The 15,260-nt window shown below is 65.8% G+C and carries 14 protein-coding genes and 1 pseudogene; 2 read left to right on the top strand and 13 right to left on the bottom strand.

Annotation, left to right across the window (positions count from 1 at the left end):
- Positions 1 to 22: 22 nt before the first annotated feature.
- The 9 genes and pseudogenes from QM792_RS06990 to QM792_RS06950 all read right to left on the bottom strand — a co-directional run bounded on the left by QM792_RS06990 (position 23) and on the right by QM792_RS06950 (position 8,645).
- A complete protein-coding gene (locus QM792_RS06990; RefSeq protein ID WP_415148727.1) occupies positions 23 to 304 on the bottom strand; it encodes a glycosyltransferase in 282 nt (93 codons plus the stop codon).
- 91 nt (positions 305 to 395) lie between these two features.
- A pseudogene (locus tag QM792_RS06985) lies at positions 396 to 1,112 on the bottom strand (glycosyltransferase); the annotation flags it as partial.
- Positions 1,113 to 1,123: 11 nt separating this feature from the next.
- Complete coding sequence (locus tag QM792_RS06980) at positions 1,124 to 2,338, bottom strand: DUF6337 family protein (RefSeq protein WP_415148725.1); 1,215 nt, start codon at positions 2,336 to 2,338, stop codon at positions 1,124 to 1,126.
- A complete protein-coding gene (locus QM792_RS06975; RefSeq protein ID WP_415148724.1) occupies positions 2,335 to 3,336 on the bottom strand; it encodes a glycosyltransferase family 2 protein in 1,002 nt (333 codons plus the stop codon). Before QM792_RS06975 ends, QM792_RS06980 begins: the two co-directional genes overlap by 4 nt.
- Before the next feature lie 104 nt (positions 3,337 to 3,440).
- Positions 3,441 to 4,412, bottom strand: coding sequence for a glycosyltransferase family 2 protein (locus QM792_RS06970; protein WP_415148722.1), 972 nt, complete (start codon positions 4,410 to 4,412; stop codon positions 3,441 to 3,443).
- Between the two features lie 145 nt (positions 4,413 to 4,557).
- Positions 4,558 to 6,063, bottom strand: coding sequence for a lipopolysaccharide biosynthesis protein (locus QM792_RS06965; protein WP_415148720.1), 1,506 nt, complete (start codon positions 6,061 to 6,063; stop codon positions 4,558 to 4,560).
- Positions 6,060 to 6,632 (bottom strand): acyltransferase, encoded by a 573-nt coding sequence (locus QM792_RS06960; RefSeq protein WP_415148719.1) that lies wholly within the window; start codon positions 6,630 to 6,632, stop codon positions 6,060 to 6,062. Before QM792_RS06960 ends, QM792_RS06965 begins: the two co-directional genes overlap by 4 nt.
- A 1-nt stretch (position 6,633) precedes the next feature.
- Positions 6,634 to 7,743 (bottom strand): DegT/DnrJ/EryC1/StrS family aminotransferase, encoded by a 1,110-nt coding sequence (locus QM792_RS06955; protein WP_415148717.1) that lies wholly within the window; start codon positions 7,741 to 7,743, stop codon positions 6,634 to 6,636.
- Between the two features lie 155 nt (positions 7,744 to 7,898).
- Complete coding sequence (locus QM792_RS06950; RefSeq protein ID WP_415148715.1) at positions 7,899 to 8,645, bottom strand: class I SAM-dependent methyltransferase; 747 nt, start codon at positions 8,643 to 8,645, stop codon at positions 7,899 to 7,901.
- Positions 8,646 to 8,747: 102 nt separating this feature from the next.
- On the opposite strand from QM792_RS06950, the gene lysS reads away from it, so the two are divergent.
- A complete protein-coding gene (gene lysS / locus QM792_RS06945; RefSeq protein ID WP_415148713.1) occupies positions 8,748 to 10,268 on the top strand; it encodes a lysine--tRNA ligase in 1,521 nt (506 codons plus the stop codon).
- A gap of 5 nt (positions 10,269 to 10,273) precedes the next feature.
- Positions 10,274 to 10,837, top strand: coding sequence for a pyridoxamine 5'-phosphate oxidase family protein (locus tag QM792_RS06940; protein ID WP_415148711.1), 564 nt, complete (start codon positions 10,274 to 10,276; stop codon positions 10,835 to 10,837).
- A gap of 3 nt (positions 10,838 to 10,840) precedes the next feature.
- Here QM792_RS06940 and QM792_RS06935 read toward each other — a convergent pair whose 3' ends face one another.
- Genes QM792_RS06935 through QM792_RS06920 form a run of 4 tightly spaced genes read right to left on the bottom strand, consistent with a single transcriptional unit; the run spans position 10,841 to position 15,257 of the window.
- Complete coding sequence (locus tag QM792_RS06935) at positions 10,841 to 11,629, bottom strand: enoyl-CoA hydratase (RefSeq protein WP_415148709.1); 789 nt, start codon at positions 11,627 to 11,629, stop codon at positions 10,841 to 10,843.
- A 42-nt stretch (positions 11,630 to 11,671) separates the two neighbouring features.
- Positions 11,672 to 12,790 (bottom strand): DUF3108 domain-containing protein, encoded by a 1,119-nt coding sequence (locus QM792_RS06930; RefSeq protein WP_415148708.1) that lies wholly within the window; start codon positions 12,788 to 12,790, stop codon positions 11,672 to 11,674.
- Positions 12,775 to 14,523 (bottom strand): M61 family metallopeptidase, encoded by a 1,749-nt coding sequence (locus QM792_RS06925; RefSeq protein ID WP_415148706.1) that lies wholly within the window; start codon positions 14,521 to 14,523, stop codon positions 12,775 to 12,777. The genes QM792_RS06930 and QM792_RS06925 overlap by 16 nt, the downstream gene beginning before the upstream one ends.
- Positions 14,520 to 15,257, bottom strand: coding sequence for a DsbC family protein (locus QM792_RS06920; RefSeq protein ID WP_415148705.1), 738 nt, complete (start codon positions 15,255 to 15,257; stop codon positions 14,520 to 14,522). Before QM792_RS06920 ends, QM792_RS06925 begins: the two co-directional genes overlap by 4 nt.
- Between the last annotated feature and the right edge of the window lie 3 nt (positions 15,258 to 15,260).

Genomic DNA, 15,260 nt, shown 5'->3' with positions numbered 1-15,260 from the left:
CAGCCTTCGGAAGTCCTCGGGATCAGCGGCGGTGCGAACGCAGCAGCGCCGCATAACACTCGAGCATGTGGTCGACGCAGCGCTCCCATTCGTACTCGCGCTGCACCAGGGCCCGCCCGGCCTTGCCCATCCGTGCGCGCAGTTCTGCGTCGGCAACAAGGCGTGCGAGCGCCGCGCTCAGTGCGGCACTGTCGTTGCGCGGCACCACCAGCCCCGTCACGCCGTCGCGCACGACTTCCGGCAGGCCGCCGGCATCCGACACGACGACCGGCAGCTCGCAGCTCGAGGCCTCGATGATCGCCACGCCGAAGCTCTCGCTGTCGAGGCGGCTCGGCTGCCACGTAGATGTCGAGGCGGTTCAGCCAGGCCGGCACCTCGCAGTGCGGCACCTTGCCCGCAAACGTGACGCGCTCGCGCAGCCCCAGCGCATCGACGCGCGCCTCCAGCGCCGCGCGTTCGGGGCCGTCACCCACCAGCAGCAGGCGCAGGCGCCCGCGCAGTTCCGGTGGCAGCGACGACGCCTCGCGCAGCAGCGCGGCGAACGCGTCGATCAGCGTGTCGATGCCGTACTTGTCGGCCAGCGTCTTCACCGTGCCGATCGTGATCGCGCCGCCATCGCGCCGCTGCGGCATGGGGATGAAACGATCGCACTCCACGCCGAACGGTGTGATGTCGATCTCGCCGACGTTGGGCACGAGCCGGCGCACCTGTGCCGCCATCACATGGCTGGTCGACGCGATACGGTCCGCATGCCGCAGGTTGTGGCGCACGATGCGACCGGCAATGGCGGACTGGTAGGGAAAGTCGTACACGTCGGAGCCCCATACCGACAACAAGCAGGGGCGACGGCCACACAGCGAAGCCAGCGTGCCGTAACCCGATGCGTAGTGGCAATTGACCAAGTCGGGGCCGTAGTCGCGCAAGGCGCGGCGTGCCGCCGGTGCATTGAGGAAGTAGCCCTTGTTGCCTTCGAAGAGCAGCATCTGCAGGCGAACGCCGCCCGGGACGGGCCACTCGCCCGGCGCGTGCTGCGTCAGCAACAGCAGGTCGACCCCGCGGGCAGCGAGGCTCGTGACCCAGCGCTGGGTGTGCACGACGCTGGCGGGGGCCATGAAGGCGACTTTCATGTCGATCTCCGGCGCCACGATAGTGCCGGCAACGCCACCAGAACGCCGATGACTAGTACTTCCCAAGGCGTTAGCAACCAGAGGTAGTAGTCAAACCACCCAAACGCAAGCGTCGCGAGGACATACAGCGCCGCGGCGCGAAGCGGAGCCGCGCGCATTCGCCAGGCCAAACCCAACAAGATATAGGCAAGAGTCACGATCAGGCCTGCGGTGGCCACCCCCACAAGCACACCACCATAGCCGACTAAGCTTCCGAGAAACGAAAAGACGTTGCCCCCTGTGTCGTGGCTCTCCATTCCCTCCACATACACCGAACTGAACGACGAGACCAGCAAATCACCAGTCAATATGGCCAGCATGTTGTGCAGCGGCGCAAATAGGAGAATTGGCCCACCCGGTAGTTGCAACCCTGCGACGACAGCGTCCAGCCCAAACAGACCCGCTGTCAGGTAGAACAAAAAGTGCTCGAAGACCGCCGAGAGAACCCCTGCAGCGACTTCACCGTCTGCTGCCCCGAGGTCGGCGCGCGCCACGTAGATCGTGAAGAACACTGCTGTCCCGGTCAATGCGAGCAGTGGCAAATACTTCCACGCGGAACTACTAGTAGTACGGGATCGATAGAGCACGGCAAAAATGACGGCGGTCAGCGGAATGAGCGTCCATCCTTTGACCGGGTAGAGCGACAGCGCCGCAAGTGCGGTAGCGAGCAGAAGCGCGCGACGCCATGCGTCACCTCTCCCGCCGACCGCGTACCACACAGTCGCAAACGCCAACAGCACATGCAAGTGTCCAATTGGGCCACTCGACATCGCATCGCGCGCGCCCGTCGACCAAAGCCCACCGTTGGCGATCGACGTGACCACGGCGACAGGGAGAAACACGGCCAGTACCAACACGAGCACGATCGACGCGGCTGCGCCCGTCCCACGAGCATTGGTGTGGATCTCACTGCGCCGCCAGTGCAGAGTTGCCGCTGCAACCACGCTGCAAAGCATGCATGCGGCGATGAACAGCGCCAGGGCAGCGTAGGTGATCCATCGCACTTCGGCGAAGTCGTAGAAGCTGCGCGCGATGCCGTAGATCAACACGATCACCGCGTACCCTGAGGCCAGCACAACACCTGGCGTAAGCGCAGAGCCCCACAACCAGCGGTCGAGCTTGCCAAACGCAAGGCTGAGCAGCGCGAGCACGGCGGCAGCGGCAAGGCTCATCCCGCCGCGCCTTTCATGACGCTCATGAACTTCGCCCGATCGACGCCGTCGTGCCGCATCGCGTCCCGGATCAATCGCCAGACGAATCCCGGCAACTCGCGCAGGCGCACTGCCGAGCCGCGCAGCAGCAGTTGGGCCGTGTAGGGCAGGTACAGGAGCAGCCACAGGAACCAGGTCGCGCGCCCGAGCCGCAGCCGCATGTGGATGAAGCGGTTCAAGTAGTAAACGTAGACCCGTGCGGCATCACGTCGGCTGGCGCGGTTGAAAGCCGCGCTGACCTTGTGCTCGACAACGCAGTCGGTCAGGACCATGGCGCGTTTGCCGTGATCCAGCATCCACAGACAGAGTTCGAAATCCTCCTCGCCGAAAAAGAAGCGCTCGGTGAAGCCACCGCGCGCGGCGAACTGCTGCGTTCGTACTGCGAAGCAGCAGCCTGTGAAGAAGGTGCACTCGAGTTCAGCCGGCAGCGGCGTTGCGTCGAGCGAGGCGCCGGCGTGGTGATAGCGCCGGAAGCCCAGCCTCGAAATCCTGCCCCCGCAATTCCAAATGGTCCGCGTGCCGTGGACCAGGATCAGCGGAATCGTGGCGAACAAGCCCGCATCGCCGCGCAGGCGCTCCACAAGACGCGACAGCGCACGCGGCGCGACGACGGTGTCGTTGTTTAGGAAGACGACTTCCTCAAGGCCCAGCGCACACACAGCCTGCAGGCCGAGGTTACAGCCCTTGGCGAAGCCCAGGTTCTCCTTGCTGCGTACCAGCACCAAGTCGGGCATGGCGGCGAACTGCGACAGGGCCGCCAAGTCGTCGTCGCGGCAATCGGCCAGCGCGACACCGCGGGCTCGCGACCATTGCAGGAGTCGGGGGACGGAATCGTCCTCTGAACCGTTGTCGACGACGATGGAAACGGAGCCCTTCCCGGCCTTCGGGAGCGAGTTCAGGCACGCAATCGTGTCGGAAACCGCGTTCCAATTCAACAGTACCACAGCGAATCGATTCATCCAGATTACAGAATTGAACTGCACTCGACCCTTCCCGCCTTTAAGGACTGAAAGGCGGAAGACAATCAGCACGCTCAGGCATACCGACCGGTGAGGGTTAGTACCTACCTTTCGAACAGAACTCTCAACGCCCCCACCGACGATCGACCACGCCAAAGCTTCGAACCTACGGCGCGTAGCATCCGGCCGCCAGCGATGTACACACCGACGATCAGCGTCGGCACGGCATCTTGTGGGAATGCGTCGCGGATGCGCCGGTACCAGTACAAAGCTGGTCGACGCCGCCGTTGCCGCATCGACGCGATCAAGTGTGCAGCCCAGAATGTCCCCAGGGCACTTCGCCTCACCTCCCGGACAATGGACGACTGAGGCAGAACGGTGCACATGGCTTCGAACACCCGCTCATGGACGTGATCCGCCATGGTATCGATCATCGACTGCTCCGAGCCGGACCGATAAACGACCAAGACTCGATCGATCGTGCTAAGCACTCCACGGCGCGCAAACCCCAAGTGCAACCGGTAGTCCACCCACTCGTCGCTGATATCGAGCACCACATCGCGATGGCTCGCTCTATACAACAACGAACTATGGTTCAGGAAGTTGCCCCGCATCACAAGAGTGGGCAAATCGATCTCTCGCCCTGAGAAGGATGTGAAGGCACCGAGCAACCTGCCCGCGTCATCAATCACGACAGCGTTGGCGTAACAGGCTGGACTATCAGGTCGCTCCTCCAGCAATGCGATCTGCGCCCTGAGCTTCCCGGGCAGCCAATAATCGTCGCCGTCCAGATGGGCGATGTAGTACCCCCTCGCCTCCCGCACCAAGAACTGGTAGTTGCGTGATGCACCGAGATTCCGCTCGTGCGCGAAATAGCGGATGACTCCTGGAAAACGTGCCGACAGTCGCGCCACGATATGTGGCGTATCAGGGGAGTCGCCATCGTTGCCGACCAATACTTCTATCGGGACATCGCCTGCCTGCGCCAAAACACTCAGCAGGCATTCTTCGATGTAGCGATCCTGCTTGTAGGTAGCAACGCACACCGACACCAGAGGGGCACTTGGCGAGGTCATACCTTCCTCTCGAACATGAAGCAGCGCTGTTCTGCCCACCCGCAACACACACGCAGGAGGTTTTCCCCTCGCCCTACGCGATTCGCGCGTCGCATAAGGCAACGCCACTCCCCGGCTCGACGCCCGACCACGCACCTCTGCATCATCAAGACCTTCTCATCAGTTGCGTCAGAAGCGCGCGTCCCTGGCGGCTGCAGATGGTCGCGCACGACAGCAACAATAGAGTCACTCCGACTATCTGCAACGCCACCGTCGCCCGTTGTTCAGGCCAAGGTAGAAGAGCCGACAGTAAGAGTGCGCACAGCAGCGTCGGCAGAACAATTGAGGCAATGTCTCGTAGTAGCCAAGTTGTATGCACCCCTGGGAGAAAGCGCTGATGCGCCAAGGGCACCCACGCAAAGAAGAACAGCATGTTGACCACCAACCAGGCCAATCCGGCGCCGGCCATGCCATTCCGAGCCACCGCCACCCACAGCAGCGGCGCCAACACGATCACGAATAGCACCGTGCCGGTAAGGTGCAGGCGCAGATCGCCCTTGGCATGCTGAATAAAGTAGGGGAGCGCGGCAAGGACGAGAAAGCCATAGCCCGCTGCATACAGCGCCATCACTTGAGCGGCTTGTGACACCGTGGCTTGGTCGCCTGTCCAAGCCCAAAGCAGTTGCTCGGGAAAAAGGCTAAGCGTGAGGACAACCGGAACCGACGCCACCGTCGTTAGCTGTGTTGCGTTCCGGTAGAGCACAACTAGCGCTTCGATGTCTCCCTCGCGGACAAGTCGAGACATTCGCGGTAACACAGCCATGCCCAGCGGCCCAGTCATCATGAGTACGGCGCCCGCAACTAAGACGGCGACTGAAAAGTAGCCGTACTCGGACAATGGGAGCATGCTTGAAAGCAATACCTTGTCGACTTGGGTAGCAAATGCCCAGACGATACTGGTCGAGGCCATACTGATAGCGAACAGAGCAAACTCCCGAAATGACTCTGGAAGACGCTCCCCGGTCGCCGCATCAGGTCTTTCAGTCGGGAGCAACCGGTAAGCATAGCCACCCACGACGAGCAGTTCGAAGGCGGCCACACCCAATTGGTAAGCAAAGAAGGCAACGGGCCCGACACCAACCCACATGAAGAACAGTATGACCACAACGAAGCGCAAGGTCACGATCAGACAGTTGAAGGCACCCAACCATACCTGCCTCTCCAAGCCGGCGATAACGCCACGGTACAGGCCGGATACCCAACGTAGTAGCGCGGCCAGCGTCATCAGAATCAGTGCAGAACGAACATCGGCTGATGCTAGGTGCTCGACCCGCAACCATCGTTGAGCGACAACCGGTGCGCCCACCAGGGCTAGCACCGCTCCTGCCGCGCTGACTACAAGGAACAGCTTCTCAACCACCCGCAGCAGGTGTCGCAAGTCAGCCATCTCCGACGCAAGGCCCTTGCGTCTCGCCGCTTCCCGCGATAGTGCCGCTGAGAACCCCAAGTCAAGCACGACAAACCATCCCTGCAACATCGCGAAGAATCCGACCAGCCCATAGGCCTCCGCGCCCATGTAGCTCAGCAGCACCGGCACCATAACGATGCCGATCAGCGCAACATAGATCTGGCTGATGTAGTTGGCGAGAAGGTTGATCTTGAGCGGACTCACCGACGTTCGCTGCCGCGAAGAAGCTCGGCCTCGAGCGCCAGCAGATCTCGCTTGCGTTCTCCAAATCGGCGTGCAGGTATACCTGCGTAGACGCTGAAAGGTTCGCAGTCCCGATTGACGAGACTGAGAGCACCCACGGAAACCCCCTCTCCCAGGGTCACCCCTGGAAGTATCACGCTACCCGCGCCGACGATCACATGCTTGCCCATGAGCACATCTGCGTGGGTGACACCTGTGTACTTGGCCGGGACCATCGGGTTGGTCATAGACGCACCCGAATAGTCATCACTGCTGGAGTAGACGGAGACCCGCGAAGAGAGATTGCAGAAATCGGAAAGAACGATCCGGCCGGCACCGATGAGCGATGTGTACACGGCAACATGCACGTAGTCGCCAATTTCGATACCGCCCAAGCCAGCAGAGAGGACGCAAAAATCGTCTATTCGAACGTTGTCCCCAAGAGAAATCCGCGAGCAGTTGTAGAACGAAGCTCGATCCGAGAGCAACACGTTGCGGCCGACGGACGCAAATCCCATGCGCTCCAATTCTTCGCGCACGAGGTGTGCCATATCAGCTCGCTCGTACTACGTCGATGACTCGCTCCTGCTCCGCCGGTGTCATAGCCGGAAATATTGGCAGGCAGAGTACTCGTGCTGCAGCCCGGGTCGCCGCAGGCAAGTTGGTAGCTTGTGCCGATGGCAGTCCTCGATACATCGGAAACTCCGAGATCAATGGGTAGAAGTAGCGCCGCGCGTAGATATTTCGTTCACGCATCCGTTGATAGAGTTCGTCACGCGCCAGCGGATAACTGTCCTCGACCAAAATCGGAAAGTAGCCGTGGTTTGCTTGAACGTGCTCCGGCTCGCTCAACAGACGAATACCGTGGACCCGCTCAAGAGCTTGACGATAGGTGTTTGAAATCTGTGCCCGTCGCTTCAAGGCCTCATCTACGTGCCGCAGTTGCAGCAGACCAAAGGCCGCGTTGACTTCGCTCATCTTGGCGTTGATGCCCGGTGCGACGACAGTCACTTCGTCCACAAATCCAAAGTTCTTCAGGTGGTCAATGTGCTGCTTTGACTTGGCGTCCGGGCTAACGATCGCCCCGCCCTCGAATGTGTTGAACACCTTGGTGGCATGAAAGCTGAGCACGGACAGGTCACCATGCCGCAAGATGCCGCCGCATGCGTTCTGCACGCCGAACGCATGCGCAGCGTCATACACCACCTTGAGATTGTAGTTGTCTGCGATCTTCTGGATCGCAGATACGTTGCACGGCCGCCCATAACAGTGCACCGGCAGGATGGCTGTGGTCTTCGTAGTGATTGCAGCCTCGACCTTCGCGGGGTCGAGATTGAGCGATTCGGGGTCGATATCCACGAACACCGGCTTGATGTCGTTCCAAAGTAGCGCATGAGCCGTGGCGACGAACGAATACGGCGTCGTGATCACTTCCCCAGTGATGCGCAGAGCCTGTAAGGCCGTAACCAGCGCTAGAGTGCCATTTGCAAACAGCGACAGGTGATCGACACCAAGGTATTCACAGAGTGCGTGCTCTAACTGCTGATGGTACGGACCACCATTGGTCAGGATCTTGCTATCCCAGATTTGCCGAAGGTAAGGAACGAACTCTTCCAAGGGCGGCAAATTGGGTTGCGTCACATAGATCGGTTTGTCACTCATCGCTTTTCGCCCAATTCATTCTGCCATGCACGTCGATAAGTGCACCCGCCTGCTTCGTAGTCCGAACCGCGACGTCGGCGCGTCTTGCGAGGGTCGAATGCTACGGGCAAGCACGTCGTCATACCAGTCCCAGTTGACGCTGACTGCAGCAGCGTTCATTGCCCACCTCTTGATGCCACCATGAAGTAACCCAACGGCATTACCCTTCCGGAGTTCTGCGAAAACCGACGGCCCGGGCCCGTCCTGCCAAACCAAGCCACCAGCGCCTGGACGGCGCGGGCCAGCGGAGCGCCCAGCACCGGCACGAACTGCAGGTGCTTTGCCAGCGTGTCCGCAAGTACGTCCAGCCCGCCACCGATGGGTTCCAACACGGTGACGGCCATCCCGCGCATCTCCGCGAAGCGCTTCAGCGCGAAGCCCGTGTAGCGGTAGAAATCGTACGGCGACTCATGGATGCAGTACAGGAACGGCACGTTCAGGATGACGTGGCCGCCCGGTGCGACGATGCGGGCCATCTCGTCCCACAGCAGGCCGGGATCGGCGATGTGCTCCAGCACGTCCGACAGCAGGATGGTGTCGAACTGGCCGTCGCCGAAGGGCAGGCGCTCGGACAGGCTGGTCTGCACATCCAGGTACGGACTGGCATGGACCGAGTTGCCCCAATCCACGCAGGTCACACTGTCAACATGGGGCCGGTAGGCCGCATAGAGCGGCGCCTTGCCGCAGCCGAGATCGACGAGCCGGCCTCGTGCGAATCGCGGCAGGAGGGCGGCGTAGCGGGCTGCCACGAGATCCGCGATCAGCCGCGAGGCGACGCCCACCTCCTCGACATTGCGAGAGGCCACGAGGGTCTTGCCCCGCTGGACGTATTTGCTCGGTCGCCACTCACTCTCGTTCTTCATCGATGTCGAAGCCAACTCGGGGCTGGGTCCGCCCGTGACGGGGAACCTGGAATGATACCGGCCGGCCCGGCCCCTAAAATCGCCGGTCCACCGGACCCCGCCATGACCGACGCCCACCCCGCCGCCGCCGCCCCCGACGACAACCAGCTCATCGCCGAACGCCGCGAAAAACTCGCCGAGCTGCGCGCGCAGGCCAAGGCCAGGGGCGCCGCGGTGTTCCCGAACGACTTCAAGCCCGCGCAGCGCGCGCTGGAGCTGCAGCGCAGGTACGGCGAGATCCCCAACGAGGAACTCGAGCCGCAGGCGGTGAAGGTCAGCGTCGCCGGCCGCATGATGCTCAAGCGCATCATGGGCAAGGCCAGCTTCGCGACGCTGCAGGACGCCTCGGGCCGCATCCAGTTGCGCGTCAGCGTCGACGGCATCGGCGCCGAGGGCTACGAGCAGTTCAAGCACTGGGACCTGGGCGACATCCTCGGCGCCGAGGGCACGCTGATGCGCACGCGCACCGGCGAACTGACGGTCACCGTGAACACGCTGCGCCTGCTGACCAAGAGCCTGCGGCCGCTGCCCGACAAGTTCCACGGCATGACCGACCAGGAGCAGAAGTACCGCCAGCGCTACGTCGACCTGATGACCGACGAGCAGGCGCGGCTGCGCTTCATGGCGCGCAGCAAGGCGGTGGCGTCGATACGCAACTTCATGGTCGAGCACGGCTTTCTCGAGGTCGAGACGCCGATGCTGCACCCGATTCCCGGCGGCGCGAACGCCAAGCCCTTCGTCACGCACCACAACGCGCTCGACCAGGAGATGTTCCTGCGCATCGCGCCCGAGCTGTACCTGAAGCGCCTGGTCGTCGGCGGCTTCGAGCGCGTGTTCGAGATCAACCGCAATTTCCGCAACGAAGGCATCAGCGTCCGGCACAACCCGGAATTCACGATGATGGAGTTCTATGCGGCCTACTGGAACCATCACGACCTGATGGACTTCACCGAGCAGTTGCTTCGCCACGCGGCGCGCCAGGCCACCGGCTCGGCGAGCCTCGGCTACGCCGGCCGGCCGGTCGACCTGGACAAGCCCTTCGCGCGCCTGACGGTGCACGACGCGCTGGTGGCGCACGCCGGCCTGACGCCCGCCGAGGCCGGCGACGCGCGCGCGCTGCACGACAAGCTGAAGTCGCTCGGCGAGGAACCGCCGGCGCACTGGACGCTCGCCGAGCTGCAGTTCGGCCTGTTCGAGGCGGCGGTGGAAGAAAAGCTCTGGGATCCGACCTTCATCATCGACTACCCCGTCGAGGTGAGCCCGCTGGCGCGCGCCTCCGACGCCAACCCGGCCGTCACCGAGCGCTTCGAGCTGTTCATCACCGGGCGCGAGTACGCCAACGGCTTCTCCGAGCTGAACGACGCCGAGGACCAGGCGGCGCGCTTCCAGGCGCAGGTGGCCAACAAGGAAGCCGGCGACGACGAGGCGATGTACTACGACGCCGACTTCATCCGCGCGCTCGAGTACGGCATGCCGCCCACCGGCGGCTGCGGCATCGGCATCGACCGGCTGATCATGCTGCTGACCGACAGTCCGAGCATCCGCGACGTGATCCTGTTCCCGTCGCTGCGCAAGGAGGCCTGACGCAGATGGCCGACCGCCTCGATACGCTGGGTGCCGTCGAGGCCGCGATCTGGCGCCAGTTGGCGCTGTGCATCGCCGACAAGTCGCACCCCTGGCGCACGCCGGTGCTGGCCACCGTCGACGGCGAACGCGCCGACGCGCGCGCCGTGGTGCTGCGCGAGCTCGACGAGCGCCAGAAGCAGCTGCTGATCTACACCGACGAGCGCGCCGGCAAGGTGCGCCAGTTGCTGAGCCACCCCTACGGCACGCTGGTGATGTGGTCGCAGCCGCTGGGCTGGCAGTTGCGCTGCCGCGTGCGGCTCGCCATCGAGATGTCGGGCCTGTCGGCTTCGTCGCGCTGGGCGCGCGTGCGCCTCACGCCGGCCGCGCAGGACTACCTCTCGCCGCTGCCGCCGGGCGCCACGGTCGCCACGCCAACGCCGACCGCGCCGCCGCACGCTCCGGTGGCGCGCGACTACTTCTCGGTCATCGAGGCGAGCATCGAGTCCATCGACTGGCTGGAACTGCACGCCGACGGGCACCGCCGGGCGGTCTTCAACGGGCACGGCGCGCGCTGGGTGCAGCCCTGAGCGTCAGCGCTGCCTGAACCGCGGCTTGCGCTTCTCCACGAAGGCGGCCATGCCTTCCTTCTGGTCTTCGGTGGCGAACAGGGAATGGAACAGGCGCCGCTCGAACGCCATGCCCTCGCTCAGCGGCCCCTCGTAGGCGCGGTTGACGCACTCCTTGGCCATCATCACGCTCGGTCCGCTGAATTCGCAGATGGTCTGCGCGGCGGCCAGCGTCACCTCGAGCAGCTCGGCGGCCGGCACCACGCGCGAGACCAGGCCGGCGCGCTCGGCTTCGGCGGCGTCCATCATGCGGCTGGTCAGCACCATGTCCATCGCCTTGGCCTTGGAGATCGCGCGCGGCAGGCGCTGCGTGCCGCCGGCGCCGGGGATGACGCCGAGCTTGATCTCGGGCTGGCCGAACTTCGCGTTGTCGGCGGCGATGATGAAGTCGCACATCATCGCCAGCTCGCAGCCGCCGCCGAGCGCGAAGCCGGCCACCGCGGCGATCACCGGCTTGCGCACGCCGCGCAGCGTCTCCCAGTTGCGCGTGATGTAGTCGGTCTTGTAGACGTCCATGTAGCTCCAGCTCGCCATCGCACCGATGTCGGCGCCGGCGGCGAAGGCCTTCTCGCTGCCGGTGATGACCATGCAGCCGATGCCGTCGTCGGCGTCGAAGGCCTTCAGCGCGGCGCCCAGCTCGTCCATCAGCGCGTCGTTCAACGCGTTGAGCTGCTTGGGCCGGTTCAGCGTGATCCAGCCGGCGCGGCGCTCGCCGGCGCCGCGGGTTTCGACGAGGATGTTCTGGTCGCTCATGGGCGTCTCCTTGGATGTGCTGCGGCGACTATACGGCGCGCGCTACGGCGCCAGCTCGGGCTTGCGCGCCAGCACGAGGTCGATGAAGGTCTCGCCGTCCTGCTCGATGCGGATGCGCGCGGGCAGGTAGCGCAGCGCCGGCGCGAACCAGATCTCGGCCACCAGTTCGCCGCCCGGGCGCGACACGCGCCGCGGCTTGAGGTGGAAGGCCTCGACGGCGCCGAAGGGCGTGGCCACCGGCTCCTCGCCGAGCACGTCGTAGACCCAGCGGTCGACGCTCCTGGGCAGCGCGAGCGCGAAGTCGACCGTGTTGCCGGTGCGCAGCAGCGCCGGCCGGGTGCTGAACAGCCAGCTCATCTGCACGAACTGGCTGGCGGTGTCCTGCACGCCGGCCTGGCGGCGCAGGCGCCGGCCGTCGGGCATCACGATGGTCTCGGGCTCCAGCAGCAGGGTCACGCGGCGGCGGTCGCGGAACATCATCTTGGTGTCCTCGTCGTAGCGGCGCGGGAACAGGCCCTCGCCGGTCAGCTCGCCGTCGCTGCTCATGCGGCGCGACAGCAGGGGCGCGACGGGCAGGCCCACGGTCACGTCGAGGTGCACCTGGTAGCGCTCGCCCTGGCGGATCCATTCCACCTGCGCATCGCCATGCACCTCGCCGCGCACGTTGCCGCTCAGTTTGTAGCTCAGGCGCGTGGCGGCCGGCCAGGCGAAGGGTTCGGGGGCCGAGGCCGCCGCGCTGGCGGGTTCGGCGACGGCCAGTAAGGGTGTTTCAGCGGCGGGCGGCGGCGTGTCGGGTTCTGGCTCGGGTTCAGGCTCGGGCGGCGGCGGCGGTTCCTGCGAGCCCGTTCCGGACCCGCTGTCCACCGGCTCGGGCGCCGAGGCCGCGCTCGGGGCCGGCGCCGGTGGCCGCGCGCGGCGCGGCGTCGGCGGCGGCTGCTGCGGTGGAGGTGGTGCGACCGCCGGCGGCGCGGCCGGCTCCAGCTCGCGCACGTAGGCCACTTCGATGCGCGCCGGCATCGCCGCGCGCTGCGCGATGTCGCCGAGCCGGTCGCGCAGCGCGGCGGCCAACCACGCATGCAGCGCGAGCACGGCGGCCGTGAGCGCGGCGAAGGCGAGGCGTCGTCGCGGCGTGAAGGCGGCGCGGCTCAGCGGCCCAGCCATGCCTCGCGCAGCGCCTGCGCGGCGGGGGCCGGCTTCGCGTCGGCGGCCAGTTGCACCGGCGCGCCGATGCCGGCATCGCGCGGCAGCACCACGCGCACCGCCAGCACGCGCTGGTCGCGCGCCAGCAGCCACTCGCTGCCCTGCCCCGGCCTCATCAGGCGCAGCGCGTCGTCGAGGCGGCGGATGCGCCAGCCGGCCACGGCGAGGACCTCGTCGCCGGGCGCGACGCCGGCCGCCTCGGCCGCGCCGCCGCGCAGCACGTGCGTCGCCTTGACGCCGGTCAGCGCGCTCTCGGCCACGCGCAGGCCGACGCGCTGCGCCAGCGTGGCCGGCTGCGCCTGCCACGCGATGCCGGCGCCGTGCAGCAGGCCCTTCAGCGGCAGCTCGGCGCGGCCGTGCACCCACTCGGCCAGTTCCCTCGCATACGAGCGGCCGGCGCAGCCCTGCAAGGCGGCGGCGATGTCGGCTTCGCCTATGGGCCCGCCGCCGCTGGCGTTCCACAGCGCGCGCATCACCGCGTCGAGCGAGCTGCCGTCGCGGCGCAGCGAAAGGTCGAGCGCCAGCGCCACCAGCGCGCCCTTGGCGTAGTAGCTGATGGTGGCGTTGGGCGTGTTCTCGTCGGGGCGGTAGAACTTCACCCAGGCATCGAAGCTCGCCTCGGCCACGCTCTGCGCCTCGCGCCCGGGCACGGCGGCGACGCTGCCGACGGTGCGCGCGAGCAGCCTGAGGTAGCGCGGCGTGTCGATCAGGCCGCAGCGGCGCAGGATCAGGTCGTCGTAGTACGAGGTGAAGCCCTCGAAGAACCACAGCAGCCGCGTGTAGTTCTCCCGCGTGTAGTCGTAGCGCGCGAACTCCGCCGGGCGCAGCCGCTTGACGTTCCAGGTGTGGAAGTACTCGTGGCTGATCAGGCCGAGCAGTTCGACGTAGCCCTCGCTCGCCTCGGCGCGGCCGAGCTGCGGCAGGTTGCGGCGCGCCGTCAGCAAGGCGGTGCTGGCGCGGTGTTCGAGTCCGCCGTGGCCGTCTTCGGCGGTGTTGAGCAGGAACACGTAGCGGTCGAACGGCGCCCGGGGCTTGCGCGCGCCGTGCCAGAAGGCGATCTGCGCCTCGCAGATGCGGCGCGCGTCGGCCAGCAGGCGTTCGCCGTCGAAGTCGGGCAGCGCGCCGGCGACGACGAACTCGTGCGGCACGCCGTGCGCGCGGAACGCGCCGCGCCAGAAGCGGCCGAGTTCGAAGGGGTGGTCGACCAGTTCGTCGTAGTCGGCCGCCTCGTAGGTACCGCGGCCGTTGGCATCGACCTTCAGCGCGCGCATCGCCGTCGCCACCTGCCAGCCGCGCGGCAGCGCGCCGACCTGCACACGGTGCGGCTCGGCCTCGCGCCCTTCGACGCGCAGGCACAGCCCGGTGCCGTTGAAGAAGCCGCGCTGCGCGTCGAGGAAGGCGCAGCGCACCGAGGTGTCGAAGGCATGGACGCGCGCGCTGACGGTCAGCTCGCCGCGCCCGGCGCAGCGCGCCAGCCAGGTGGTCTTGTCGAGCTGCTCCAGCGCCACGGGCCGGCCGCCCTGCTCGGCGCGCAGGTCGCTGAGGTGGCGCGCGAACTCGCGCACCAGGTAGCTGCCCGGAATCCACACCGGTAGGCTGAGGCGCTGCGCGGCGGCCGGGCGCGGCACGCGCAGCGTGACGTGGAACTGGTGCGCGTGGACGTCCGCGGCGTCGACGCGGTAGCTGATCGTCACGGCTTGGGGGCGGCGGCGCGGCTGGCCAGGAGCTGCTTCTCGATCTGCTCGGCGCTCATCGCGCCGGGCGAGCGCTTGCCGTCCTCGAAGATCACGCCGGGCGTGCCGTTGATGCGGTACTTGCGGCCGAAGTCGGCGTTGCGCTGCAGCGCCGCGGTGTCGCACTGGCCCATCGCCTTGGCGGGCGCGGCGCCCTCGAGCATCCAGTCGCGCCAGGCGGCGGTGCGGTCTTTCGCGCACCAGATGTTCTTCGACTTCTCCAGCGAATCCGCGCCCAGGATGGGGTAGAGGAAGGTGTAGACGGTGATGTTCTTCACCTCGTTCAAATCGCGCTCGAAGCGTTTGCAGTAGCCGCAGTTCGGGTCGGCGAACACCGCCATCTTGCGCTCGCCGCTGCCCTGCTTCCAGACGATCGCGTCCTTGAACGGCAGCTTGGCGAAGTCGATCGCGGTGAGCTTGTCGATGCGCTCCTGCGTCAGGTTGGCGCGCGTGCGCGTGTCGATCAGGTGGCCGTCGACGATGAAGTTGGCCTGCTCGTCGGTGTAGAAGATCTCGGTGCCCGAGCGCACTTCGTACAGCCCGGCGACCGGGCTCTTGACCACCTCGTCGATCTTCGGGAAGTTGGGCAGGCGTTCGGCGAGGTTCTTGCGGATCGCCGCCTCCTGGGCCTGGGCCGGGGCGGCCAGCGCCGTGGTGAAAACGAACGCGAGCGAGAGGGCGGCGATGCGGTGCATGGG

This window comes from Piscinibacter sp., assembly GCF_047600445.1.
Lineage (GTDB): Bacteria > Pseudomonadota > Gammaproteobacteria > Burkholderiales > Burkholderiaceae_C > Piscinibacter.
This window is presented reverse-complemented; position numbering and strand designations above follow the sequence as displayed.

Bases quoted from the DNA above. Each gene is read 5' to 3' on its own strand.
- QM792_RS06950 (WP_415148715.1), bottom strand. From the start codon at position 8,645: ATGAAGAACGAGAGTGAGTGGCGACCGAGCAAATACGTCCAGCGGGGC.
- QM792_RS06955 (WP_415148717.1), bottom strand. From the start codon at position 7,743: ATGAGTGACAAACCGATCTATGTGACGCAACCCAATTTGCCGCCCTTG.
- QM792_RS06975 (WP_415148724.1), bottom strand. From the start codon at position 3,336: ATGAATCGATTCGCTGTGGTACTGTTGAATTGGAACGCGGTTTCCGAC.
- lysS (WP_415148713.1), top strand. From the start codon at position 8,748: ATGACCGACGCCCACCCCGCCGCCGCCGCCCCCGACGACAACCAGCTC.
- QM792_RS06940 (WP_415148711.1), top strand. From the start codon at position 10,274: ATGGCCGACCGCCTCGATACGCTGGGTGCCGTCGAGGCCGCGATCTGG.
- QM792_RS06980 (WP_415148725.1), bottom strand. From the start codon at position 2,338: ATGAGCCTTGCCGCTGCCGCCGTGCTCGCGCTGCTCAGCCTTGCGTTT.
- QM792_RS06930 (WP_415148708.1), bottom strand. From the start codon at position 12,790: ATGGCTGGGCCGCTGAGCCGCGCCGCCTTCACGCCGCGACGACGCCTC.
- QM792_RS06960 (WP_415148719.1), bottom strand. From the start codon at position 6,632: ATGGCACACCTCGTGCGCGAAGAATTGGAGCGCATGGGATTTGCGTCC.
- QM792_RS06920 (WP_415148705.1), bottom strand. From the start codon at position 15,257: ATGCACCGCATCGCCGCCCTCTCGCTCGCGTTCGTTTTCACCACGGCG.
- QM792_RS06935 (WP_415148709.1), bottom strand. From the start codon at position 11,629: ATGAGCGACCAGAACATCCTCGTCGAAACCCGCGGCGCCGGCGAGCGC.
- QM792_RS06970 (WP_415148722.1), bottom strand. From the start codon at position 4,412: ATGACCTCGCCAAGTGCCCCTCTGGTGTCGGTGTGCGTTGCTACCTAC.